Genomic DNA, 22,295 nt, shown 5'->3' with positions numbered 1-22,295 from the left:
TTGATGTCGTGTCAGGTGACGGGGATGATCCCGGCGTCGGAGCCGGCCGGGGTGTACTCGGCGAGCCGGGCCCGCAGGCTGTCCTCGCGCTGCGGCTGGTACAGGTCGTGGAAGGTGCCCATCTCGGCACCGTCGTCCGCGCCTCTGCGGATCTCCTCCGCACAGCCCGCGGCCAGTTGCGCGTACGCGGGCGTGCCGTACCGCTCGCTGGTGAACAGCGGCCGCACCAGCTGCGCGTTCTCCCGGCCGGCCAGGTCCGGCTGGCAGCGGTGGCGGCGCGGAGTGCGCGAGCCGGGCGGCACGTAGCAGAAGCGCAGGCAGCCGATGCCCCTGCGGGCGACATTCATCCGGCCGGTGAAGATGCTGTTCTCGGCGATCTCCACGGCGTGCGTGTGGACTTCGCCGATGACGGTCGTGCGGTGCGCGTGCAGCACGGCGTGCGCATGGCGGCAGTCCGGGGCCGACAGCGCCGCCCGGTCATGGCCCGTGGCGTCCAGGACGCTGTCCCGGATGTGGATGGCCAGCGGATCGTGGTTCACCTCGTCGCCGATCACCTCGATCGTGCCGAGGATGCTGTGCTCGATCTGCACGCATGCCGTGGTCCGGTCCAGCACCAGGCTCGGCTCCTCCGGCGAGTGCGGATCGCACTCGGGCTCCAGCGACCAGCCCGGCACGAGCGTGCAGTGCCGCAGCACGACCGCGCCGACAGGGCCGGTGACATTGAGCCCGCGCCCGGTGATCAGCAGCCCGTCGAGCACGATGCGCGGAGCGTCGTCCGCACAGTCCTCCTGCGCACGGATGTTGAGCGCGTCGGGCCGGTTGCTGTACCAGTCGAGCAGCCGGATCACCGGCCGCGTGCCCTCGGCGGCGCGCACCTCAAGACGGTCGCCGGGATCGAGGTCGAAGTCCAGCTGCTCCTGGTACGCCCCGCTGTGCGTGATCTCGATGATGCCGTCGGGTCCGCAGCGGCCACCACGGCGGTCGCCCCGCCACTCGGCGTACGCGTCCATGATGCGCTGATGGCTCTGACCGGGGCCGACGCGGTAGACCTTGGCGGCCGTCGGCGTCTCACGCTCGCGCGGATACTCTCCGCCGCCCATGTCGTCCGAGAACGCGTAGTGGTAGGTGACCCAGACGCCCTGGCGCGGCGCGGAACGCGAGCCGAACGCGATCCGGCCGAGCGCCGGATCGACCGCCACCTGACCGCGCTTGGGCCGGTAGCGCCAGTCCGTCAGATCCGCCACCACGATGTCCGACAACGGCACCGGCTCGTCCTGGCCGTCCCGCCAGATCGTGAAGCTCTTGCCGGGCCCGTAGTAGTCCGCGAGCCGGTCGTGGAGCTGCCGGCGCCGGATGTACGCGGGCACATGGTCGATCGTCGCGACATGCGTCGCCGACGGCTCCGGCACCGGCTTGGTGACCAGCGGCGTGTCATTGCCCAGGATCGAGAAGGTGTACAGATTGCGGGCCCGGTCGATGCAGTACGCCGGTGCCTCGGTGACGTGGTACGGCTTCAGCCGCCAGATGAACAGGCCCACGCCCGCGGGGGAGTAGCCGCCCTGCGTACGCGCCGAGCCGGCCCGCCGCACATTGACGGACTGTGCGACCGCGCCGAACGGCCCGCCGGCCAGATCGAGCGCGGCCCCCTCCCGTACGTCGACGAGCCGACCGCGCTCCAGACGGCGCGCGTTCGCGGCCTCCGTGCCCGGTCCGTACAGCTTCACCGGCTGCTGATGCGAGACGAGCCGGGAGAACTCCACGGCACGCGAGGGCCATCCGGCGACGTCCTCGGCCAGCTCCTCCAGGAGCGCCAGCGTGCCCTTGCGCCTCCGGTTGGCGACCGTGGCCGCCACATCGCGGCGCGGCGCCAGCGCTTCCGCGAGACGGGCCCGCGAATTCTCGTCTCCGCCCAGTCCCCGGGCCTGCACCCGCTCATAGCCGGGCAGCGGGGTGAAGCCGACGAGGTCGCCGAGATACGGCAGCACCCATGGTGCCGCGGTCTCCACGAACCAGTCCTCGTAGTTCTGCTCGACACCGTCCCGCACCCGGTCGACCTGCTCGGCGATCACCGCGAGCAGGGCGCGCAGCGGCTCGCCGCCCTCGGCGTCCCGCAGCCGGTGCCACTGCGGAAGAAGCTCCGCGAGCCCGTCCGGCTCCCTGCTCATGCCGTGCCCCCTTCGTGGGTGTTCATGCGGTGACCTCGTTAAGGATCAGCGTGTCCGGGACATCCGGTGACAGCAGCGCGAGCTGGGCGGGCCGGATGCCGCGGAAGACGAACACCGCGCGGCCCTTCTCCAGCGGCCGCGTATCGGCGATGTCCGGGTTGAGCCGCAGCAGTTCGGCCAGCGCGATGCCGTACCGGGCGGCGATGTGGGTGAGCGTCTCGCCGTCCTTCGCGGTGACGCGGTGCACGTCCTCGTCGTACTCGGCGAGACGGGCCCCGACGGCGGTCCGCGGCTCGGCGAGCGAGCCCGCGAGAGCGGTCAGCTCGCCGGGGGTGACGGACGCCGGCACTCCGGTGAAGACGTCCACGTCCACATAGTCCACACCGGGTACCCGGTGGGCGGTCGCCAGGACGTCGGACAGTCGCGCAGGACGTCCCAACTCGCGCCGCCCACTGCCGAATTCGGCCAGCAGCGCCCGGCGCAGCCGAGGCTCGACCACCGTCCAGGTGTGGTCCCGGGCGACCTTGACCCGCGCGGCGAGCAGCAACAGCACCAGCTCGCGCACGTCGACCCGGACCGGGAGCCGTGCATCGCCGTACTCGGCGAGCGAGGAGCGCAGCGCGCGCAGCACCTGCGAGTCCTCGCCGATCGCGATGTCGTCCACCCCGGCGACCGTCACCTGCAGCACCCGCCGCCGCCCGTCGAAGATCTCCCGGGCCGCGGCCCGTCCGATGCCGGCCCGCGAACGGGCGAAGTCCTCGTAGTCCTTGACGGACACCAGACGGTCGAGTGCGGAGACCGCGAGCGGGATGGTGCGCCGGGTGAGCCCGGGACCGTCGGCGTCCGCGCCGCCGGTCGCGGGCTGCGGATTGGTGACCGCGGTGACGCCGAGCGGCCGTGTGACTGCCTGAGTGATGCGATCGGCCCGTACGTTGGCGGCCTGTCCGGTGCCGAAGCGGTACCGGGCGCGGACGTTCTCGTGGCCGCCGGGCAGCCGGGCGCCGTGCACTCCGTCGCCGAACGTCACCGTCGTACGTCCGTCCCCGGCCGTGCCCGACACATACACCCGCTCGCGCGGCCCCCGGCCCGCGAGGCTGTCCACCTCGTGCCACAGCAGCCCGTCGACGCGCACCTCCAGCGTCGGCGTAGCGCCCAGCGGGTTGTCCGCAGGCAGCCAGGTCAGCGGCGACTGCCAGAGCGTGAACGTCTGGTTGGCACGGTCCGCATCGCCGCTGCCGATCGCCTCGTCACGGCTCTCGCCGTGCGTCGCCGGCACCACATTGCCCTGGATCCGCACCGTGTCGCGGCGGTAGCGGTAGGCCAGATCGGTGGTCAGCGTCAGCTTCGTATGGACATGGTCGCCGGGCAGTTGCGGATCCAGCTCCTGTTCCACCGCGGCGATCACCGCCAGTTCGGTGCCGCGGACACCGGCCGCGTTCGGGATGTCGGTGCGTTCGCCCGACACCACCAGATGACGGCCCGGCCGCAACCCGTCGTACAGCTCGGCCAGTTCGATCTCGTTGCCGTGCACATCCTCGCCGAGCGGCTCGGCCGCCGGTCGCAGCGCCTCACCGCCCGCGTGCACGGTGGCGTCCCGGATCGTGGAGAGCAGCACATCGTGCTCGTCCAGCCACGGATCGGCGAGCGTGAGCTCGGTGCCGCGGCCGGTGATCCCGTAGTTGGTGTACGCGGCAGTGCGTACGGAGGTCACCCGGCTGGTCACGAACCGCAGATTCTTGTCGCCCGGGATGCCGTCGGGGCCCTCCGCTCCCTTGCGCGGCCGCTCGATCGCGACCCAGCTGCCGACGGTGATCGTGTCGTGCACCGAGTCCAGCGGAAGGACATGGCGGTCGGCCTGCTCGGGCACGGTCGCGATGCCGATCTCCACATTGGCCGGCTCGCTGCCGACCGTGTACTTCAGCGTCACCTCGTACTCGCCGTGCTTGATCTGGAGATGCTCGCCGGGAGCCAGATACCGCTCCAGCGACTCGCCGTTGTGGACCGCGACATGGACACGGCCGTCCTCGCCGGGACGGGAGACGAACAGCGTCCGCTCCGGCAGCGCCGAGAGCAGCTGGGCCGTCACCCCGGGCTCCTGGGAGTCCGCCGGACGCCGGCTCAGCCAGCTCAGATCGTGGTCCTGCGCGGCCCGGGTCATCAGCGCGACCTGGCCGGGACCGAGCGGGAAGGTCTTCTCGGACGGCAGATTCTCCGAGACCTGCACCGACAAACCGGTCTCGATGTGCTGGAACTCGGCGCGCACCGGCACCCGTCCCGCCGGGTCGAACACGACCCGCATCGTAGTCAGCGACGAGCCGCCGAGCGGCCAGTCCGACTGCCTGACGACCCGCCCCCGTTCGTCCTGCACCGGCTTCAGCGGTGCCGTGGAGCCGAACGGAGCCGCCGTCACCCGCATCGCCTGCAGCTCACGCAGCAGTGCGGGCACGGCCGGAGCGGACTGCCGCCAGGCCGCGTACATCCCGTCGGAGACCCGCGGATCGAGGGCGGACAGCAGCTGCGCGCCGAGATCCGAGCCCGGAGCGAAGTACCGGCCCGGATCGTGGGACAGCACGCGTGCGCCGGACGGCGGCCGGACGACCCGGGTGCGCAGCGCCGGAAGCACCGCGCCGAGGGCCCGCATGGCCGGTGAGCCGTCGCCCGTCGGCGGTGCCGGACGCGACGGCTCCAGATCGGCCGCACGTTCCATCAGTTCGCCGACGACCGCCTCCAACTCCTCGAACCAGGAGGCGACTTCCTCGTACGGCGCGGCGATGGCCTGTGCCTCAGCCAGCCGCTCGTGCGGACCGGCGAGCCGGGCCGCGAACTTCTCCGGCGTGGTGATCGCGTCCAGATCGGCCCGCAGCGGCGCCAGCACCTGCGCGTCGAAGTCCTCGATGAGCAGGCTGATCGGCCGCGGATTGGGATTGTCGGGCGTCGGCTCGCCCTCCTCGACCTCGAACGGGTCCTGGGCGATCCACTCGCGCAGCTCGGCCACCAGCTCGGCCAGCGACGGCGGCGCGGACTGCGGCAGACCGATCGCGGTCACGTCGTCGTCCCGGTCGAAGCGGATCCGCGCCACCGGGAGCAGCTGCCGCTGCCCGGCCGTGTCGTTCCCGCCGCCGAAGACGAAGAGCAGCTTGTCGCCGGTCTGCACCGAGGCATCGGTGCCGGAGACGAAGATCTCGGACCGCTTGCGCAGATCGTCCGGCGTGAGCAGGGCGGGCCGGCGACGCCGCACCGCCAGCTCGTTCCAGGCCCAGCGGGCGACCAGGTCCTCACTGGTCTCGAAGGACTGCGACTCCTCGTCGGAGGTGGACGGCACGCTGTTGGAGCGCGCGCCGCGCGGGATCAGCACCGGCACGTCCTCGGCCCGCGGATCACGGTCCAGGGCGTACGCGAGATGAGTGTCCGCGGCGATGCCCGGCCGCGGCCGGTGGCCGACGAGCCGGCCGAGCAGCGCCAGCGAACGGTGCTCGTTCGCCGTACGCAGATAGCCCTCGTCGGCGATGCGCTCGGAGTGGAAGGTCAGCAGATCGCCGACCACCGCCCACGCGTCGATCAGCCCGATCGACGGATCGTCCGGAGTGCGCACGGTAAGGCCGCGCAGCGCCGGATAGGCGGGCGAGGCCAGCCGGTCGAGCATGGCGGCCAGGAACGAGCCGTACTCGGCCACCCGGTAGTCCAGGGCCGTCCGGCCCGGCGGGTTGTACAGGGCCTCGGGCGCGTGGCGCTCGTCGTGCCCGCCGCAGCCGCAACCGCAGGAGCCGCTCATCGTGCACCTCCGCCGAGCTCGATCGACAGCCGGCCCAGCTCGGGCCGGTCGGGGTCGTTGTCGCAACGCGCGATCTCCAGCGGGCCGAGCCGCAGCACGCCTGCCTCCAAAGCCGTGTCGTCGAGCGGGTTCTCATCCAGGAGCCGGCGCAGTCGCGTCACCGTGACGCTCTCCACGCCCTGCACGGCCGCCGCGGCGGCCACCAGACGGCTGAGCCGCACCGGTTCGCCGAAGGTCAGCGCATCGGGGTGGAAAAAGCCGAGCCGTCCGCCGGACAGCCGGCGGCTGCCGAGCAGCCGGTACAACTCGGCCAGGATCTGGCCGTGCTGATGCCCCGGGGCCGCACACACCGTCAGCGCGATGTCCAGCGGCACCGACCTCGCCGGCGCCACCACCAGGTCGTGCCCGATCCGGCGGTAGCTCTCCAGGGCGTACGCCACCGAGTCGAGCAGCTCCGGCGAAGCGTCACCGGTGCCCTGCGCGTCCACGGCGACATGCGCCTCCTGCACGCTTCCGGTCCAGCGGATCTCCGCTGCCGCCCGCTGCACGCCCGGCAGCCCGGACGCCAGCGCCGCATAGTCCTCGGCGGTGACGGCCCGCAGCCGCGTCCGCTTCAGATCGAGTGGCGCGAGCTGGCGCACCTGCTCGACCGGCTCGGGCCCGGTGCCGCCGACGGCCGGGAGCGGATTGCGTACGCCCGCGACCGGCATCGGTTCGCCGGAGTCGGACGCCTTTGGATCGCGGCACAGCACCAGATGGTTGATGGCCTCCGCGCCGACATTGCCCGCGGTGCCGCCGCCGAGGCGGTAGTGCAGCGCGAGCCGCGCCCCGGGCTCCGGCTTGGCGCCGTAACGGCCGTCGCCGAAGCGCAGCGCGATCCGGCCGTCGTCCTCCAGCTCGCCGACGAAGTGCCTGTCGCGGGGGCCGCTGTCGAGCAGATCGCGCCGCGGTGTCCAGCGCTCGTCGCCGTCCACGGCGGTCACCGCGGGCAGTGCCGCCCGCGGGTCCTGGACGATCGCCGTGGCAGGACCGTGGAGCACCGGCTCGTCCGGGTCGAGCCCGGCCGCGTACTGCGGGCCCCAACTGTGCACGATCTCCCAGGCGATGCCGGGGTCGAGCACCGCGCCCGCGCGGGCCCGCGCAGACAGCACGTCGATCCTGCGCAGCTTCGCGGCCAGCAGCCGTTCGCTGCGATGCAGCAACTCCCGCAGCGCGCGCACCGGATGGCGGCGCAGCTCCAGACGCTCCAGGACCTTCAGCCCGAACAGCACGGTCAGCTCCGCGATCTCCGGCTCTTCGAGCCCGTCGTGGTCGCGGGCGCTGCGCCACAGCTCCACAAGCCGATCGCGCACCCGGCCCGGGATCGCCGCCAGCCGCTCGGCCTGACCGGCCGAGACATGGCGCGGCTGCGGGAACGGCACGGACTGTACGACGGGGGAGCGCTGCAGCACCGGCCGGAACCGCGGCTCGATGCCCGGATAGACCACCTGTGCCAGCAGCGTCTGAAGCGCGGCGGCCTGCTCGTACGCCGTGCCCGGCACGACCTTCGCGCGCCGGCGGCCCGCGAGTTCGAGACCGAGACCGGCGCGGGCGGTCGCATCGTCGCCGACGACGGTGAAGAGCTTTCGTATCTGATCGGCGGTCAGCAGCCGTCCGGAACGCGTCCGGTCCAGCAGCGAGTTGATCAGATCCGCCGTCGGGTTGCCTTCGTCCCGGTCCCAGCAGCCGAAGCCGGAAGGCTCGCACGAGCCGAGGACAGCCGACGCCGGCGGCACGGTGACCGTCTCCGGAGTGCCGTCGCAGAACGTCAGCGAGCGGCCGTGGTCGACCAGCGCCACATTGCCGCGCGCCACGCTCACATCCGCCACCGGCTCACAGCCGGGGCCGCCGCGCGTGGCGAGACAGACCGGGAACGCGAGCGCGTCCTCCCGCGCCCAGGTCACCTCCAGGACCGGCTGGTCGCCCAGCTTGTCCACGACCGGCGTGACGGAGGTGAGGCGTACGGCCTGACGGTGGGCCGGGTCCGCGTCACCGGGCGTACCCGAACGCGACCCGAGCACCTCCTCGATCAGCAGCAGATCGCCCGGCGCCAGCTCCAGCTCGCGGGCCGTGCACTCCTCGTCCGTCCACTCGTCCCGCAGCGTCGCCGCGGTCGCGCCCTTCGGCAGCGAGCACACCTCGTCGCCCCAGGTCCAGAAGCGGATCGTGTTGTGCTCCGGCCGCAGCACCAGCGGCTCCGAGCCGACGACCGGTTCGAAAACCTCGACCGAGCCGCGCTCGTCGAGCACGGCCAGATCCCGGTCCTCGATGATGGTGCCGATCTCGGGCCGGTCGCGCGGCCCGAGCGTGCGGACGTCGACCGCGGCGAACCGGAACGTGCCCGGCGCCAGGGCCAGTTCACGTACCACCTCGACCGCGACATACGCCCGCGCGTTGACGCCGTCGTGCATCGGATAGTCGATGAGCCGCACATGCCGGCGGACCGACACACGCCGCCGCGCCGTGTCCAGATACGCCTCCGTCGCCACCGCGTCCTGCTGGTAGCTGATCCGGTCGGCGGTGTGCGCGAGCAGTTCGACCAGGGTCGTACCGAGGTCGGCGGCATTGCGCTCGACCCAGTCCGGAGTCGTCAGCGCCAGCCGGTCCAGGATCAATCGGCGGATCGTGTCGTAGTCGCGCGCCGTGTAGTCGATGACCGGCGGGGCCTTCAGCTCCGGCGGGCAATCGGGCTGCTCGTCCTTGCAGTCGAACGGCGTGGGGCAGTCCGGCCGGAAGACGAACTCGCCGGAGAAGTACCGCTGGTCGAAGCCCGGGAAGGGCGCGGTGCCGGGACGTCCGTACGGATCGGTGTCCACCACCGACAGGCGGTAGGTGCTGGTGTCACCGGTGCGGTCGAGCGTCACATGAAGCCGGTCGTCGAGCTCGGGATCCTCCTCGCGCTCGACCGACACCTCGAGGGCCTCGATGCCGGTGACCCGGCGGCCGCCGTCGATGCGAATGTTCTCCGGGCACAGCCCGTGCGGCGCCTTGCCGAGGAACGTGACGGTCAGCGTGAGCCCGTCGTCACCGGCCTCGACCGCGTCCACGCCACCGAGCCGGGCCTCCCTGACCTTGGCGCGCCTGCCGTCCGTACGGCAGACGAGCTCGCTGCTGCGGGCGCTCATACCGCGCCCCTCCCTTCGAACACCTCGTCGCGCCGGTTCGCGGTGGAGCGCACGACATAGCGCAGATGGACCCGCACCACGTTCTCCTCGCTCACCACGTCCAGCGACTCCACGTCGATCAGCTCGCCCAGCCAGCGCTGCAACGAGGCCTGCACGGACAGCTCAAGCGCGGAGGCCAGCTCCGGACTGTTGGGCGTGAACACCAGATCGAGCAGGCCGCAGCCGAAGTCGGGGCGCATCACGCGCTCGCCGGGACTGGTGAACAGCAACTGCTCGACGAGATCGCGCACATGGTCGTCGTAGTCCGCGTGCGCGGTCCGACCAAGCCGGTCGATCCGGTACGGGAAAGCGATATCGGTACGGGTCCTCACGGTCCTCATCGCGACGCCACCCCCTTCGCCGTCCCGGTCACGACGGGCGGCCCCTGCGGAAGCAGGGCGGCGCTGAAGCAGAGCGCCGACGTGCCCTCGAGCAGCACCGGCGAGCCGTCGATCAGCACGCTGTCGCGGGCCGGCGTCCAGCGGGCCGTGGTGCACGGATGCGGCACACGGTCGACCATGTGCCGGCAGCCGCTGACGGTGAAGACATCGGCGGCGGTGGGCACGGGATGCCCGTCGATCCGGACACCGGACGAGGGCGCGGATGCGGGCACGACGCGGCCGCCGTGCGGACAGCTGATCGCGGTACCGCCGTTCACGAGATTCCCGGACAACACGTATCTCCCCGTTTCGTAGTTCCTGGTGCTCATCGCTTCTTCGGCACGATCAGCCGGCCCTCGTTGATGTTGACCTCGTTGCCGATCAGCACGATCGACGCCCCCTTGCCGTTGCCGATGGTCACGCCCTTCTCGTCGATCTGGACGTACGCACCGCCGCTGGCCTCGAGCAGAATCCCGGTCCCGCCGGGCACGTCCGACATCACCAGCTTGTGATCGCCCGGCGTCTGGATCACCACCGGCTGCGAGGCGGGCAGCTCCGCGGCCGCCCGCGGCGGCACCTCGGACGCGTCCCCGTACCAACTCCCCGTCCAGATGGGGAAGCTGGGATCGCCCTGCTCGAACTCCATCCACACGCCCGCCCCGATCTCCGGCACGACGTACTGGCCCGCCTGCCGCCCGGTGAACGGCAGACACGGCAGCGCCCAGGTGGACGCCTCGTCGCCGAGCACGTCCGGCACCTGGGCCGTGATCCGCCCGATCTTGAGCGGATCCTTGTTGTCGATCACCCGCCCCCGGAACTTGCCGAGAAACCGGTTGTTCGGTCCTGCAGCCATGCGAAGTTCTCCTGGTCCTTACGTACAGAGGTGCCGAAGTCCCTTACGGGCGCACGGTCGAGCTGCGGGCGATGAGGCCCTCGCGGGAGAGCGTGAAGTTCTGCTGGTACGAGCCGGGGCGCAGGTTGTGCGTCACGCTCTTGACGTAGTAGTCGCCGTCGTAGGTCACACCGGACCCGCGAACCCCCACCAACTCCCGTGGACGCAGGACATATCCGTGCCGGTTGACATCCAGCGACCCGGACCCGGAAATCGCGTCCGCCGACGTCGCGGCCCTGGCCAGGGTCTCGGCCTCGGCCTGCCCGAGCTCCTTCTTCGCCGTACCGGACAGGGTCTTGCGCTTCAGCGCCGGCGAGGCCCGGCGGCCGAGCGGCGGCCGCAGCGGGCTGATGTCGGGCTGCGCCAGCAAGCGCACATCGCGGGTCCGCGGATCCTGCACGCGCGCCTGCGGCTCCTCGCGCGCGGTCCCGTCGTAGGCGAAGGTCAGCTGGTCGACGGTGGAGTTGTTGTCCATGTTGACGTTGAGCGCGTGCTGTCGCTGACCGAGCCGCTGCTCAGGCCCCCAGAACGCGACGGACCGCCCGGGGGTCGGTCCGGGGTCGAGGTAGAAGGTGTACCCGTTGGCTCGCGCCAGCTCATTCACATACTGCAGATCGGTCCCGGTCTGGTAGTCGACGCGCAGCTGCTCGCGGGGCGGCTGATGGATCTGCTCACGGATGATCCACGGATCGATTCCGTAGTCGGCGTACCTCCGCAGAATCCGGTCCACCCGCTGCGCCGGAGCCAGATTCGGATACCGGTCCGTCCGCTCCTCGAGGTCCATCAACAGTGTCAGATCCTCACCGGTGACGGTGAGCGTGGTCTGCCCCGGCTGATTGCTGGCGCCGACCTCCTGACGCACGATCAGCCCGTCCAGGATGACGGTCGGCGTCCCCTTGATCGAGGTCGTGACGATCACCCGGGTCTTCGGATCGAAGAAGCCCTCGGGCAGCAGCCGCCGGGTGATCAGCCCCTTCTTGGTCAGGTCGAAGGCGAGCTGAAACCCGCTGCGTTCGCCGGCAGTCATGGTGATCTGCGCGGACAGCAGCGCCTCGGCCACCTCCGCGGGCACGGGCCGGGTGAGCTTCGGCCCCATGTGCAAGGTGAGATGTACGGGCCCGGCCCCGATGGGCTCATCAGCCATGGAGCCCACCACGGAATCCACCCGGCAGCGGAATGTCGATCTCCCGCCCCGGCTCGTCGGTCAACTCACCGGGATCGAGAACGGGATTGGCGTCCGCGATCTGCCACCACTGCCCGGGATCACCGAAGTACCGCTGCCCGAGATGATCGGGCCGCTCCCCGCTGCTGACGGTGTGCGGCGCGGTCTCGTCGGCGGCCGCACTCAGCGGCGGCAGCAACCGCCGCTTGGTGTACCGCACTTCAGTCCCGTCGGCCTGCCGGTGCACCCCGATCTCCGCGTCGTGGTACCGGCTGGTGCGGGGGTACGGATGGGCCCCCGGTATCGCGTCCAGCGCACTCTCATAAGGATCAATCACGACCTACAGCCCCCGTCCAAGCCCTAGCTCCGCCAGCCGCCCGCCGCGTGCGGCGGCAGCCAGCCGTTCCTTCTGCGCCAGATGCGCGAGATACAGATCGGCCCCGCGATGCCCGGCCGGCAGATCACTCACACTGAGCACCTTCATCCCGATGCCGAGGCTGGCCCGGATGGGATTGAGATTGACGTCGAACGCCGACTCGTTGATGGACAGTTCGGTGAGCCGCACGGGCATGACGCGCTTGCTCCCCCAGGTGAAGAGGGTGAGCGGCATCTCGATCGGACTGATCTCGATGGTGCCTTTCTGGGTGTTGCGGGCGGCCTCCCGCAACTGGGCGGAGGTGGGATGCACGAGCATTTCGAGGGTCGCGAGCTGCGGGTGAATCCCGTCGGGCGCGGAGACCTCGAACTGATCGGTCGCATCGATCTCGGCAGTGAACTTCCAACTCTCCTCGGCGGGCCCCTTCAGCCGGAGGGCCTCATTGCGATCCCCTCCACTTCCGCCTCCGCCGGCGTCACCACTGCCGCCGGCGGACTGGGGGGCGAGGGAGCGTTCGAGGGTGTCGGGGTTGAACTGGAGGACGATGATGCGTTGGGGGGTGCCGCGCTCGGGGTCGACGACGACGATGCCGGAGCGGATGGGTTTGGGTATGTCTGCGTAGCGGGTCATGGATTTCCTCTATTGCCTCGGTGTGAACCAGGTCATGGGTCTGCGCTTCTTACGGCCCGTCAGCCTTCGATGCCCGCAAAGCATCAAGGACGAGCGACTCCGGATAATCCGCATCCTCGGGCCATGACGCAGTGATCTCCTCAATGACCTTTCGGTGAGTGGACATATGGCGGCTGGCGAGAATGATTGCTGCCTCAAGTTGGAGCTTTTGGTTCTTCTGGTGTGCAGCCTTTGCGAGCACGTCTCCGGCCCGCCGATCCGTCACATTTCCGAGGGCGACGATGCCGCGTACGCGGTCCCACACGTCTCTGGATTCATCCAAAATGATCTCGGCAACAGCGTTCAGCAGATTCTGGTCGACTGTGTCCGCATCGGACAGCATCACGCCGGCGGCTTCGGTCGCAGCCTCGAGCGAAGCGCGCGTCGAGGCTTTTTCTACGGCCGACGCGATGGCCATACGGTCGTCAGAGTCATCGGGATCCGCCAGGATCGTCATTACAAGCAGTGCGCTGGAATGGTTCGCCCCGTCTTCGTATGCACCTGTTTCGCTTTTCAGCGTAATGGGGCTATTGAGGATGGATCGAACCTTTACCAGGACTTCTTCGCTATATGGATCGAATGGGTTGTCGTCACCGAAGCGTGTCAGTGTCTCTGCGTGGTGATAGTGATCGAGTGCCACTCCGACGGCGACGATGTTGTCGCTCCGGAGGAGCGCGAGAAAATTGTTCCCGTCACCCTCCCCGGACGCCAGTCGGGAACGGGCGCGGGCAAGTTCGGCGTCATCGATCTGTGCCTCTTGCCAGTGATAGGAGTCAAAGGACATCAGTCGTTCTCCTTAGCGGTACACCTTGACTATGGCAGCTGCCGGAATCGGGTCCAGCACGAGCACTTCCTGAGTGCGTATCACGTCCTGAAGTGCCTGCTTCTGCTTGGGTGTACTTGGCTCGGACAGACCGTACGCCTTGTGATTGCTTGCGCGGGTCAAGTCGAAGATTTGGCTGGGTGAGACTTCGAGGAGATCGATTTCCGCTCGACCATGTTCGCCACCGAGCTTTTCGCCCTTGGCGTTCGTAAGGCCCTGGGCCGAGTCCTTGGTCGTGGATATGAAGGGTGAGCGGCGCTTTGCCCCCTTCTTCTTTCCACCTTTAGGTCCTTGGACATGCTGGGCAATCTGCTCCGGTCCAGACGGGGCGCTCGGATCGGATGCCCTAATGCCCCTGCTCTTCTCCTTCGGATTGTCATCCTTGTTAAGGTTCCGTTCCACGAAGCGCGGGACGTAGCCGCCTCCATGGGCCTTCACATATCGATTGCCGTAGTCGTCCATGAACTCTTCCTGATCCCCGCGCTCGCCCACCTTGTGGTATTGCTTGAACTGTCGGAATTCTGCGAGCGCGATGCGCGCTATGTCTTGCTTGCTGCGCGTAGGACGCTCGAAGAACAGGGATACGCGGTCCGGGAAGAGCCTGGCCGGGGTCCTCCTCAGGACGGGCTCGCTCGGCTCCCATTCGAGCTTCCCCTTGGCGTCCTTGTTGGCTCCGGAATTACCCTTGCTATTGCTCTTGTTCTGCGCAACACGGGAAGAGCTGTTGTTGTTTCGTTCCGTGATCCTCTTCCCGAGAATATCCTCTGCGATGTCGTCGCAGACATCCATGACATCCCCAAGCGTCGAGAGCTCCTTCCCCTTGAAGGCCGCTATGATCCTTCTCTTGATTTCATTGGTCACCTCATCCTCGGAGCCCAGGTCGAATATGTCGAATTCACCCTCTGTTACCTCCGCCTGCGGGTTCAGGGACGCAATGACATCGAAGTTCTCCTTTCCGGCCGCGGTGAGGCCACTCAAGCGGTGCCATGTCTTGAGGGCTCGCAGTGCGGCATTGAGCACCTTTTCCGGTATGCCCTTGCTGAGCATCGCGTTGATCTGGGGCCGTATGCGGGCGACGATCTTCTGGAGGCGAGCGTACTTGAGGTCTTTTGAATTCTCCTTCCTTCTCCGGTTGTCGTGCCGCTGCTTTTTCTGGTCAATTCGTTGTTTCTTCTGATTGCGCATGTGGTCGCGCTTCTTCTTGAAGAAGTCGCGCATCTTCTTGCCGCTGTTCTTCAGGGCCTGACCGACCTTGCTCTTGCGCAGCTTCTTGCCCAGCGCCTTGCCGGCGTTGCGGACCTTCTTCAGCGCCGACTTGACCTTGCCCTTGATCTTCTGGAGTGCCTTGCCCAGCGGGGACTTCGGCTTGCGCGGCTTCTCGCGCTTCGGTGCCTCCGTCTCCTTTTTCTTCTTGGGTGTGTCCGGGGACTTGTCCTTCTTGGCGTCCGGCTTCTGATCGGGCGTCCTGTCAGGCGTGCCGCCCGGCTTCTGGTCCGGCGCCCTGTCCTGGGTCTTCGCCGGCGTTGCGTCCGGCTTCTGCTGGTCCCGCCTCGCCTCGTCCTCGTCCCGCCGCCGGTCCCGCTCCTTGTCCGGCGTCCTGCTTGTCGGCCTGTCCGAAGTCGCGTCCTTCGGGCCCCGGTTCGCCCCCGGGCCGCGGTCCGTCGTGGCCGAGCGGCGGGGCGGGACCCGCGGCCCCTTCGGCTTCGCCGGTCCCGTCGGCTTCCGCAGCGCCTCCGTCGCGCTGCGCACCGCGCCCCGCGCCCGGTTCACCGCGTCGCCCGCCGCCTGCTTCGCGCCCTTGCCCGTCTTCTTCAGGCCCTTCATGATCGTCTCGGCCATCGCCTTGAGACGTTTGCCGACGCCCTTCGTCGCGCTCTCGATGCGGATCAGAAGGAAGTTGGTGATGAAGTCCAGCAGCGCCACGATCCCCGCCGCCACCGCCTCCGCGAACAGGCATGCCGCCGGGCCCGCCTTGACCGCCTTCAAGTACGCCCAGAACTTGCTGAACGCCGAGAGGATCGAGCTCAGGCTCTGCCATGCCGCCATCAGGCCCTGAACGATCGTCAGGATCGCGCCCGCCGCCGGCACCAGCATCGAGACGACCTTCTCGATCACGATCGAGGCGATCATCATCGGCAGCGACGCGATGATCGCGTCCCACGCCATCTTCCCGATCTGCTTGATCGAGACGCAGCCCTTCACCAGGACGTTGATCACGGCCTTGCCCAGGCCGAGGATGCCTTCGACCTTGGTGTCGAACCACCGCTTGACGCCGGTCTTGATCGCGCCCCACAGATGGTCGTTGATGCCGGCCTTCGCCGAGCTGCCCGCCTTGCCCAGCCATCCGAACGGATCCGGCGCGATGTCCGCGATCAGTGCCGCGAACTTGCCGAGTGCCTCGATCGCCGCCTGTGCGAACTTGATCGCGCCGAGAATGACCGCCTGGTAGGCCTTGATGACGGCCTTGATGCCGGCTTCCAGAACGTCCAGCAGTGCGTTCAAGCCCGCCGCCAGCGCGTCGAGCAGCGCGTTGACCGCCTTTTTCAGGCCGTCCGCCAGCGCGTTGACCGCGGCGATCGCTTTGTCCCGCAGCCCCTCGATCGCCTTGCGGAACTTGTCCCGCAGTTCCGGGAACGCCGCCAGCAGCACGTCCCCGATCGCGATCAGCGCGTCCGCGAGCACATTGATCGCCTTGATGGCGAGGTCACGTACGAAGTCGATGGCCTTGTTGGCCCACTCCTTGAACGTGTCGATGATGCCGTTGACGACCTTGCGCGCGGCGTCGAAGACCGCGGTGACGGCGTCGAGGATCGCGTTGAACGCGGACTTCACCGCGTCGGCGAGCCAGCCGAAGAAGCCTTCGTCGGGCTTCTCCTCCTCCTTCTTCTTCTCGGCCTCCTTCTCCGCGTTCTCCCGCTCCGTGTCGATCTGCTGGTTGTCCTTGTCCTTCCTTTCGCCGACCTCCTTGTCCTTGTCGTCGCGGGCCTTGACGATCTCCTTGTTCTTGGACGTGTGTTCCTTCTCGGACTCCTTGTCCGCGTCCTCGATCTTCTTGTCCTGCTCGTTGCGCCAGCCCTCGCGCTCGCGCTGCGCCTGTTCGGCGGCCCGGCCGCGTTCGGCCGTCTGCTTCTCCGCGTTCTGGGTGACCTCGCGGTCGATCTCGGTCTGCTTCTCCTGCTTGGCCTGCTGCTCGCCCTGCTGCTGTTCCTTCTCCTTGGCGACCAGATCACCCTGGGCCTGGCCCGCGGCGCCTTGGATCTCGCTGCCGCGTTCCTGCTTGGCGACCGCGCCGACGCTGGGCTTGGGCATGGGCGACGCGGCCAGCTTGCCGCCCTTGCTGCCGGCGCGGCCCACGGCCTTGCCGACCAGTTGCTCCTGGGGCGCGTCCGGGAAGATCCGGTCCTCACCCATCGGCTTGGCCGCGTCCTCACGGCCCGTGCTCTGGATGTCGGACTGCTTCTCCTTGAGCGCCTTGGCCTGGTCGTCCGTGCGCTTCGGGTCGCTCTCGCCCTCAAGCCTGATCTTGGGGGCGGGGCCGACCGTCTTGTTCTGGAGCTCAGGGTCGACAGTCGGCACCGCGTCGGCCGCGGCGTCGACGTTCTTCGCCTCTTCCTCGGTCAGCTTGGCCGCCACGGGTGGCGGCGGCGGGGGAGTGTTGTCGGTCGGCTTCGCGCCTTCCGCCTTCTCACTGCCCTTCGCCTTCTGCTTCTCGACCTGGTCCTCGGGCCCGAGCTTCTCGACCTTGCCCGTCACCTCGGCGGCTGGCGCGGCCGCCTGGGGCGGGCCGGACTGGGTCTGCGGCGCGCCCGAAGGACGTTCCCGCTTCGGCGGGTTGGCGTCGAGGCGTTTCTGCTCCTCGCCGACCTTCTTGTCCGCGGCCGCGTCAACTCCGGGCATCGCGGCGGCAGCCTGGTCCGGAGCGAGCTTGCTGACCGTACTGATCGCGGCCTTCGGGTCCTGGGCCGAGACGTCCGGCGGCTCCTCCTGCTTCTCCTCGGGAGCCGCGCCTCCGCCTCCGCCGCCGCAGCTACCGCCGCCCTCGTCCTTCTCCGCCGCGGGCTCGGGCGGGGCGCAGCCGCCGCCGTCCTTCTCCAGCGACGCCTCGGGGGCGGCCTGCGCGCCTCCCGGCGCGGGGGCGCCCATCTTGCCGGGGCTTTCGGCCTGTTCGCCTGCCGGGCTGACGGCGGCTTGGGCCGCCGAGGGCGCGCCTCCGGGGCCGACCGCGGGGCTCGGCCCCGCCTTGCTGCCGCCGCCGACCACACCGCTCGGCGCGGCCCCCGGGCCACTCTCCCTGGGGATCTGGCTCTTGGGCGCGGGCGCCTCGTGGTCGCCCTTCGTCGAGTCCGCGATCCGGCGGGCGGCAGGGGAGGGCCTGCGGTCCTCGGCCGAGGTCTGCCCGGTGTGCGCGCCGGCGGGCGGCGTCGCGGAGGGTGCCGCACCAGCCGTGCCTACGGAGGACACGGCGGAGCCGGAACCAGCCATCCCCGGCTGGGCCTTGGCCTGCTGGTCCTCCTGCTCCTTGGTCTCTTCCCGCTGATCCTCGGCGCTCTTGGCATCGGGCTGCTCGTCGTGCTCGTCCGCACCGGAGCGGGCGTCCGGCTCCGGCGCGTCCTGCTGCTCCGGTTCCTGTTTCTCCGCCTCGGGTTCCGGGTCCTGCTTGCCCTCGGTCTCCGGATCCGGGCCGACCTCCTGGTCCACCGGTTTCTCCGGCTGGAGGTCCTTCTCGCTGCGGTCCCCGGCCTGGGCCGCCGGACCGCCCTCGGGCTGTGGCGCCTCGCCCTCGACCGGGCCCATCTCCGCGCCCGGCGGCTTGGCCTCGGCCTCGGGTGCGTCCTCGTCCTCTTCCTCCTCCGCGTCGTTCTCCCGCTGTTCCTGGACCTGTTCGGCCTTGGTCGGCGGGGGAGCGGGGAAGGATGGCACGGTGGCGGTCGGGTTGTCCGCGGTCGGCACCGAGGACACATCGAGGTCGGTCTCCGGCAGGAAGTCCTCGGGCTTCAGCTCGGGCTCGGCACCGCCGGCGGTCTTGGCCCGGTCGCCCTCCTCGCCGCCGATCTCCTTGTCCGCCCCCGCCTCAAGCCCCAGCGGCTTCTCTTCCTCCCGCGGCTCCCCTTCGTCCTCGTCCTTCTCGTGCAGACCGTGCTCCGACAGCGCGCTGTCCGGCCGTTCCGCCCGCTCGTCGACCTTCTCCGGGCGCACCGGACCCGGCTGGCCCTTCGCCTTCGGGTCGATGTCCTCCCGTTTCGAGCCGTCCGCCGGCTTCTTCGCGTCGTCCTTGCGTTGGCGCTTGTCCGCGCCCGGGGCGTTCGCCTGTTCCGGGTCCTGTTCCTCCCGGTCGCGCTGCTCCTTGCGCTCTTCCTTCGTCTGCTCGGCGCCGTCCGCCTGGCCCTGCGCCCGCTCGTCCGCTGCCTCGTCGACCTGCTGACGTGCCTGGCCCTGCTTCTCCTCTTCCTGCTGCTGTTCCTGCGCGGCCTGCTTCCGGGACTGGGCGCGCTCGTCCTCCTGCTCGGTGCGCCGGTCGGCCTCCGACTTCTCGGCCGCCGCGTCCGACTGGGCCCTGCTCTGCTCGCCGCCCCGCTTCTCGTCCCGCGACGTGGCGTCCTTGTGCTCCTCGCGGGAGTCCTCGGCCTGTTTGTCCTTCGAGCTCCGGCTGTTCTCCTCCTTGCGCTTGAACTGGGTGCGCTCGACACCCAGCAGCTCGAAGAGATCCGTCTCCGGCTCCGGCACCTCGGCCGGCTGGAGGTCCAGCGGGCCGGTCTCGGCCGCCTCGGCGAGGTCCAGCACCCGGTCGTACTCGTTGGAGAGCAGCCGTACTTCCAGCCGGTCCAGTACCGAGTCCTGCAACTGCGGTGACATCCGGCCGAGTTGGAGACGTACGCGTCCCGACAGGTCGGCCGGGTCGCCGCGCAGGGAGCGCAGCACGCCGTTCGCCAGCCGGTCCACCAGTGTCGCCGGGTCCAGCTGCTCCATGCGCGAGCGGTCCGCGTCGACCGTGGCGTACCGCAGCCAGCCGGGCGTCGACTGGTCCGGCTCGACCTCGGGCGACTGCTCCTCGTCCCGTACGAGGTCCTGCGCCGCGGACTCAGCCTCGCGCTCCATCGCCTGCTGCGGCAGGCTCACCGCGCCCAGGTCGCGGCCCGCGCGCAGCGCGCCGAGGCCGTCCGGGTTCTGCACCGTGTGCAGCAGCTCATGGGCGAGCAGCCGCTGCCCGTCCGCCGTGCCCGGGACGTACGCGCCCTCCCGGAAGAAGATGTCCTGGCCGACCGCCACGGCGTCCGCGCCCAGCAGCTCGGTGAGCGTGCCCGCGTCCCGGTCGGTGTGCAGCCGCACCCGGCTGAGGTCGTGCCCGAGCTGCTCCTCCAGCTCCCGCCGTACGCTCAGGTCCAGCGGCTGGCCGGCGCCACTGACGATGTTCTTCGGCTCCGGAGTACGGGACTTGGCCCGCTCCTTTCGCTTGCGCCGCCTGGCCTCCTGCGCCGAGCGGGCGTCCTGCGACGCGGCATGCGCACTCATCGCGACCCTCCTCGCTCGGCCGGTTCGACACCGCGCCCCGACAGACCCGCGTGCACCGCCCGCGCCAGTGCCTCGCCGAGCCGCCCGGGCGAGGTGGTCGCGGGCAGCGGCGGCAGTCCGGACAGGGCCTCCAGCGCGTGGCCGCCGTCGGCGGCCAGCGGCACACCCCGTTCCCGTACGAGCCGGGCCAGTTCGGCCTGGAAGGCGGCCGACACCCGCTCCGGGTCCAGCCGCCCGAAACCGTCGAGCACCAGCTCGCCGATGTCCACGCGCACCGTGCGCTCCGCCGGGCGCGGCGTCTCGTTCAGACCCATCCGTTGACCTCCGTGGGCGTCAAGGAGCGGTCCAGCTTGAGGTATTCGGTACGGGCGGCCTCCAGCATGTGGCGCATCTGGAGCCGGTCGCCCTCTTCCGCCGCGAGGAACGCGCCCGACAGCGCGATGTTGCGGATCGAGCCGCCCGCGACCGTCAGCCGCGCCAGCAGATCCGGATCGATGCCCTTCATCGGGGCCCGCGCGGGCAGCACCCGCCGCCAGATCTCGGCGCGCTCGCTCTCGCCGGGGAAGGGGAAGTCGACGACGAATCGGATCCGGCGCATGAAGGCCGTGTCCAGCGCCTGCTTCATGTTGGTGGTGAGGATCGCCAGACCCCGGTACGCCTCCATCCGCATCAGCAGATAGCTGACCTCCAGGTTGGCGTACCGGTCATGGCTGTCCTTGACCTCGCTGCGCTTGCCGAAGAGCGCGTCGGCCTCGTCGAACAGCAGCAGTGCGCCGCCGCGTTCGGCTGCGTCGAAGACCTTGCGGAGGTTCTTCTCGGTCTCGCCGATGTATTTGCTGACGACCTGCGAGAGATCGATGATGAAGAGGTCGAGGCCGAGTTCGCGGGCCATCACCTCGGCCGCGAGGGTCTTGCCGGTGCCTGAGCCGCCGGCGAACAGGGCCGTGACGCCCAGTCCGCGCCGCAGCGTCGACGCGAAGCCCCACTCCTGGTAGACGGTGGAGCGCTGCCGCACATGCGCCACGATCTCCCGCAGGATCCGCAACTGCCGTTCCGCCAGGACCAGATCGCCCCACGCCGCCTGCGGCTCGATCCGCCGGCCAAGCTCGTCCATGCCCATCCGGGCCTCGGTCAGACCGGCGCGCCAGGCGAGCGAGGTGGCGTCCAGCTCGTCCTCGCCGGGCAGATCGCGTACGACGGTGGCTCCGGCGGACCGGATCAGGTGCGGTGGCAGCGCGAACTGCTCGACGAGATCCCGCAGATCGTCCTCGGACACCTCCGGCACGTCCTCGAACGCGTCGGCCCACACACCGACCTGCTCCTCGGTGTCCAGCGCGGGCACGGTCACGCGCTCGCCGCGCGGCCGTTCGGTCTGGCGCGGATCGAGGCTGGAGACGACCAGCGGAACCGCCGCGCTCTCGATGAACGCGTCGGCCGCCGCGGCCTGTTCGCGGTCCAGCTCGCCGACCTCCACGAGCAGCGCGGCGGGCAGCAGGATCGCCTCCCGCTGCCACAGCCGGGCCAGCCGGTCGCGCTCGGCCGGGTCGTTGGGCACGTCGTCGGCGGCCATCGAGTAGAGCCCGAGGCCCGAGTGCCGGGCCGCGGCGGCGGCGATGTCGGCACGGGTCCGCAGATCGCCGCCGACCAGCTCGACCCGCAGCGGAGCGGCCGAACCGCCGCCGGTCCAGGCGGCGGCCACGCGGCCGGCGGCGAGATCGTAGGAGGCGGGCAGCGAGTCGGCCACGGCGGTACGCCGCAGCAGCCCGTGCAGCCGGGAGTCGAGGTACGGCGAGCCGACCAGGAAGTGCAGAATCCGCTCGTCGAGCCGGAGCCGGGAGGTGGTCAGCCGGGTCTCGTCGTCCAGCTCGACGAGCCGCCAACGGCGCAGCGGAGACACCGGAGTCAGCGCGCTCCAGTGCGCCTCGGCGAGTGCCGCCAGAGCGAGCGAGAACGTCGGGTACGCACGGTCCGGGTCCCCGCAGGCGGCGGCGCAGCGCGCCCCGGTGGTGGGCTCCAGCTCGGCGGCGGCGGCGAGCAGCACGATGTCCCGCTCGAAGGGGCTGAGACCGAAGCAGGCCACGAGCGCGTCGAGCGTCGCGGGCCCCCGGGCCCCGGGACCGGGCAGCAGCTCCTGCCCGGCGACGTCGTCCCGACGTACCGTGGCCGGCGCGGCTCCGTCCTGGTGCGCGCCGGGGCTCTTCGGATCGGCGGCCTTCTCCCGCCCGCGAACCCCTTCCGCGCGGGCCGCATGCCCGTCCACGCGGGCAAGGACCGTGCGTACCGCCGCGAACAGCGCGCCCGCACCCTCGACCGTCCTTGCGTCGGACATGTCCTCAGCCACCC

At 70.1% G+C, this 22,295-nt stretch carries 13 protein-coding genes; all 13 read right to left on the bottom strand.

Going from position 1 to position 22,295, the window contains the following annotated elements; translation table 11 throughout:
- Window positions 1-11 precede the first annotated feature (11 nt).
- The 13 genes from ACH4YL_RS01420 to ACH4YL_RS01360 are packed head-to-tail and all read right to left on the bottom strand — an operon-like array spanning window position 12 to window position 22,281.
- On the bottom strand, window positions 12-2,165 hold the full coding sequence (locus ACH4YL_RS01420) for a hypothetical protein (RefSeq protein ID WP_398503632.1): 2,154 nt from the start codon (window positions 2,163-2,165) through the stop codon (window positions 12-14).
- Window positions 2,166-2,187: 22 nt separating this feature from the next.
- Window positions 2,188-5,937: a putative baseplate assembly protein gene (locus ACH4YL_RS01415; protein ID WP_398503631.1), complete on the bottom strand. Its 3,750-nt coding sequence runs from the start codon at window positions 5,935-5,937 to the stop codon at window positions 2,188-2,190.
- Entirely contained in the window at window positions 5,934-9,101 is a 3,168-nt protein-coding gene (locus tag ACH4YL_RS01410; RefSeq protein WP_398503629.1) for a putative baseplate assembly protein, read from the bottom strand. The genes ACH4YL_RS01415 and ACH4YL_RS01410 overlap by 4 nt, the downstream gene beginning before the upstream one ends.
- Window positions 9,098-9,481, bottom strand: a complete 384-nt coding sequence (locus ACH4YL_RS01405; protein WP_398503627.1) for a GPW/gp25 family protein — start codon at window positions 9,479-9,481, stop codon at window positions 9,098-9,100. Before ACH4YL_RS01405 ends, ACH4YL_RS01410 begins: the two co-directional genes overlap by 4 nt.
- The gene (locus ACH4YL_RS01400; RefSeq protein ID WP_398503626.1) at window positions 9,478-9,849 is read right to left on the bottom strand and encodes a hypothetical protein; all 372 of its coding nucleotides are present in this window, start codon (window positions 9,847-9,849) and stop codon (window positions 9,478-9,480) included. The genes ACH4YL_RS01405 and ACH4YL_RS01400 overlap by 4 nt, the downstream gene beginning before the upstream one ends.
- Window positions 9,846-10,373: a phage baseplate assembly protein V gene (locus tag ACH4YL_RS01395; RefSeq protein WP_398503624.1), complete on the bottom strand. Its 528-nt coding sequence runs from the start codon at window positions 10,371-10,373 to the stop codon at window positions 9,846-9,848. Before ACH4YL_RS01395 ends, ACH4YL_RS01400 begins: the two co-directional genes overlap by 4 nt.
- A gap of 43 nt (window positions 10,374-10,416) precedes the next feature.
- Window positions 10,417-11,556 (bottom strand): hypothetical protein, encoded by a 1,140-nt coding sequence (locus tag ACH4YL_RS01390; protein WP_398503622.1) that lies wholly within the window; start codon window positions 11,554-11,556, stop codon window positions 10,417-10,419.
- Window positions 11,549-11,911 carry a hypothetical protein gene (locus ACH4YL_RS01385; protein ID WP_398503620.1) on the bottom strand — a complete coding sequence of 121 codons (363 nt, stop codon included), beginning with the start codon at window positions 11,909-11,911 and terminating at the stop codon, window positions 11,549-11,551. Before ACH4YL_RS01385 ends, ACH4YL_RS01390 begins: the two co-directional genes overlap by 8 nt.
- 3 nt (window positions 11,912-11,914) lie before the next feature.
- Window positions 11,915-12,580 (bottom strand): hypothetical protein, encoded by a 666-nt coding sequence (locus tag ACH4YL_RS01380; protein ID WP_398503618.1) that lies wholly within the window; start codon window positions 12,578-12,580, stop codon window positions 11,915-11,917.
- 49 nt (window positions 12,581-12,629) lie between these two features.
- Complete coding sequence (locus ACH4YL_RS01375) at window positions 12,630-13,403, bottom strand: hypothetical protein (RefSeq protein WP_398503616.1); 774 nt, start codon at window positions 13,401-13,403, stop codon at window positions 12,630-12,632.
- Between the two features lie 12 nt (window positions 13,404-13,415).
- Window positions 13,416-19,952: a DUF4157 domain-containing protein gene (locus ACH4YL_RS01370; protein ID WP_398503614.1), complete on the bottom strand. Its 6,537-nt coding sequence runs from the start codon at window positions 19,950-19,952 to the stop codon at window positions 13,416-13,418.
- Entirely contained in the window at window positions 19,949-20,266 is a 318-nt protein-coding gene (locus ACH4YL_RS01365) for a hypothetical protein (RefSeq protein WP_398503612.1), read from the bottom strand. The genes ACH4YL_RS01370 and ACH4YL_RS01365 overlap by 4 nt, the downstream gene beginning before the upstream one ends.
- Complete coding sequence (locus ACH4YL_RS01360; RefSeq protein ID WP_398503611.1) at window positions 20,257-22,281, bottom strand: ATP-binding protein; 2,025 nt, start codon at window positions 22,279-22,281, stop codon at window positions 20,257-20,259. The genes ACH4YL_RS01365 and ACH4YL_RS01360 overlap by 10 nt, the downstream gene beginning before the upstream one ends.
- Between the last annotated feature and the right edge of the window lie 14 nt (window positions 22,282-22,295).

Source organism: Streptomyces sp. NPDC020681 (assembly GCF_044334895.1).
In the GTDB taxonomy this organism is placed as follows: Bacteria; Actinomycetota; Actinomycetes; order Streptomycetales; family Streptomycetaceae; genus Streptomyces.
Note: the sequence above shows the minus strand (reverse complement) of the source record. Positions and strands in the feature narration are given on the sequence as shown.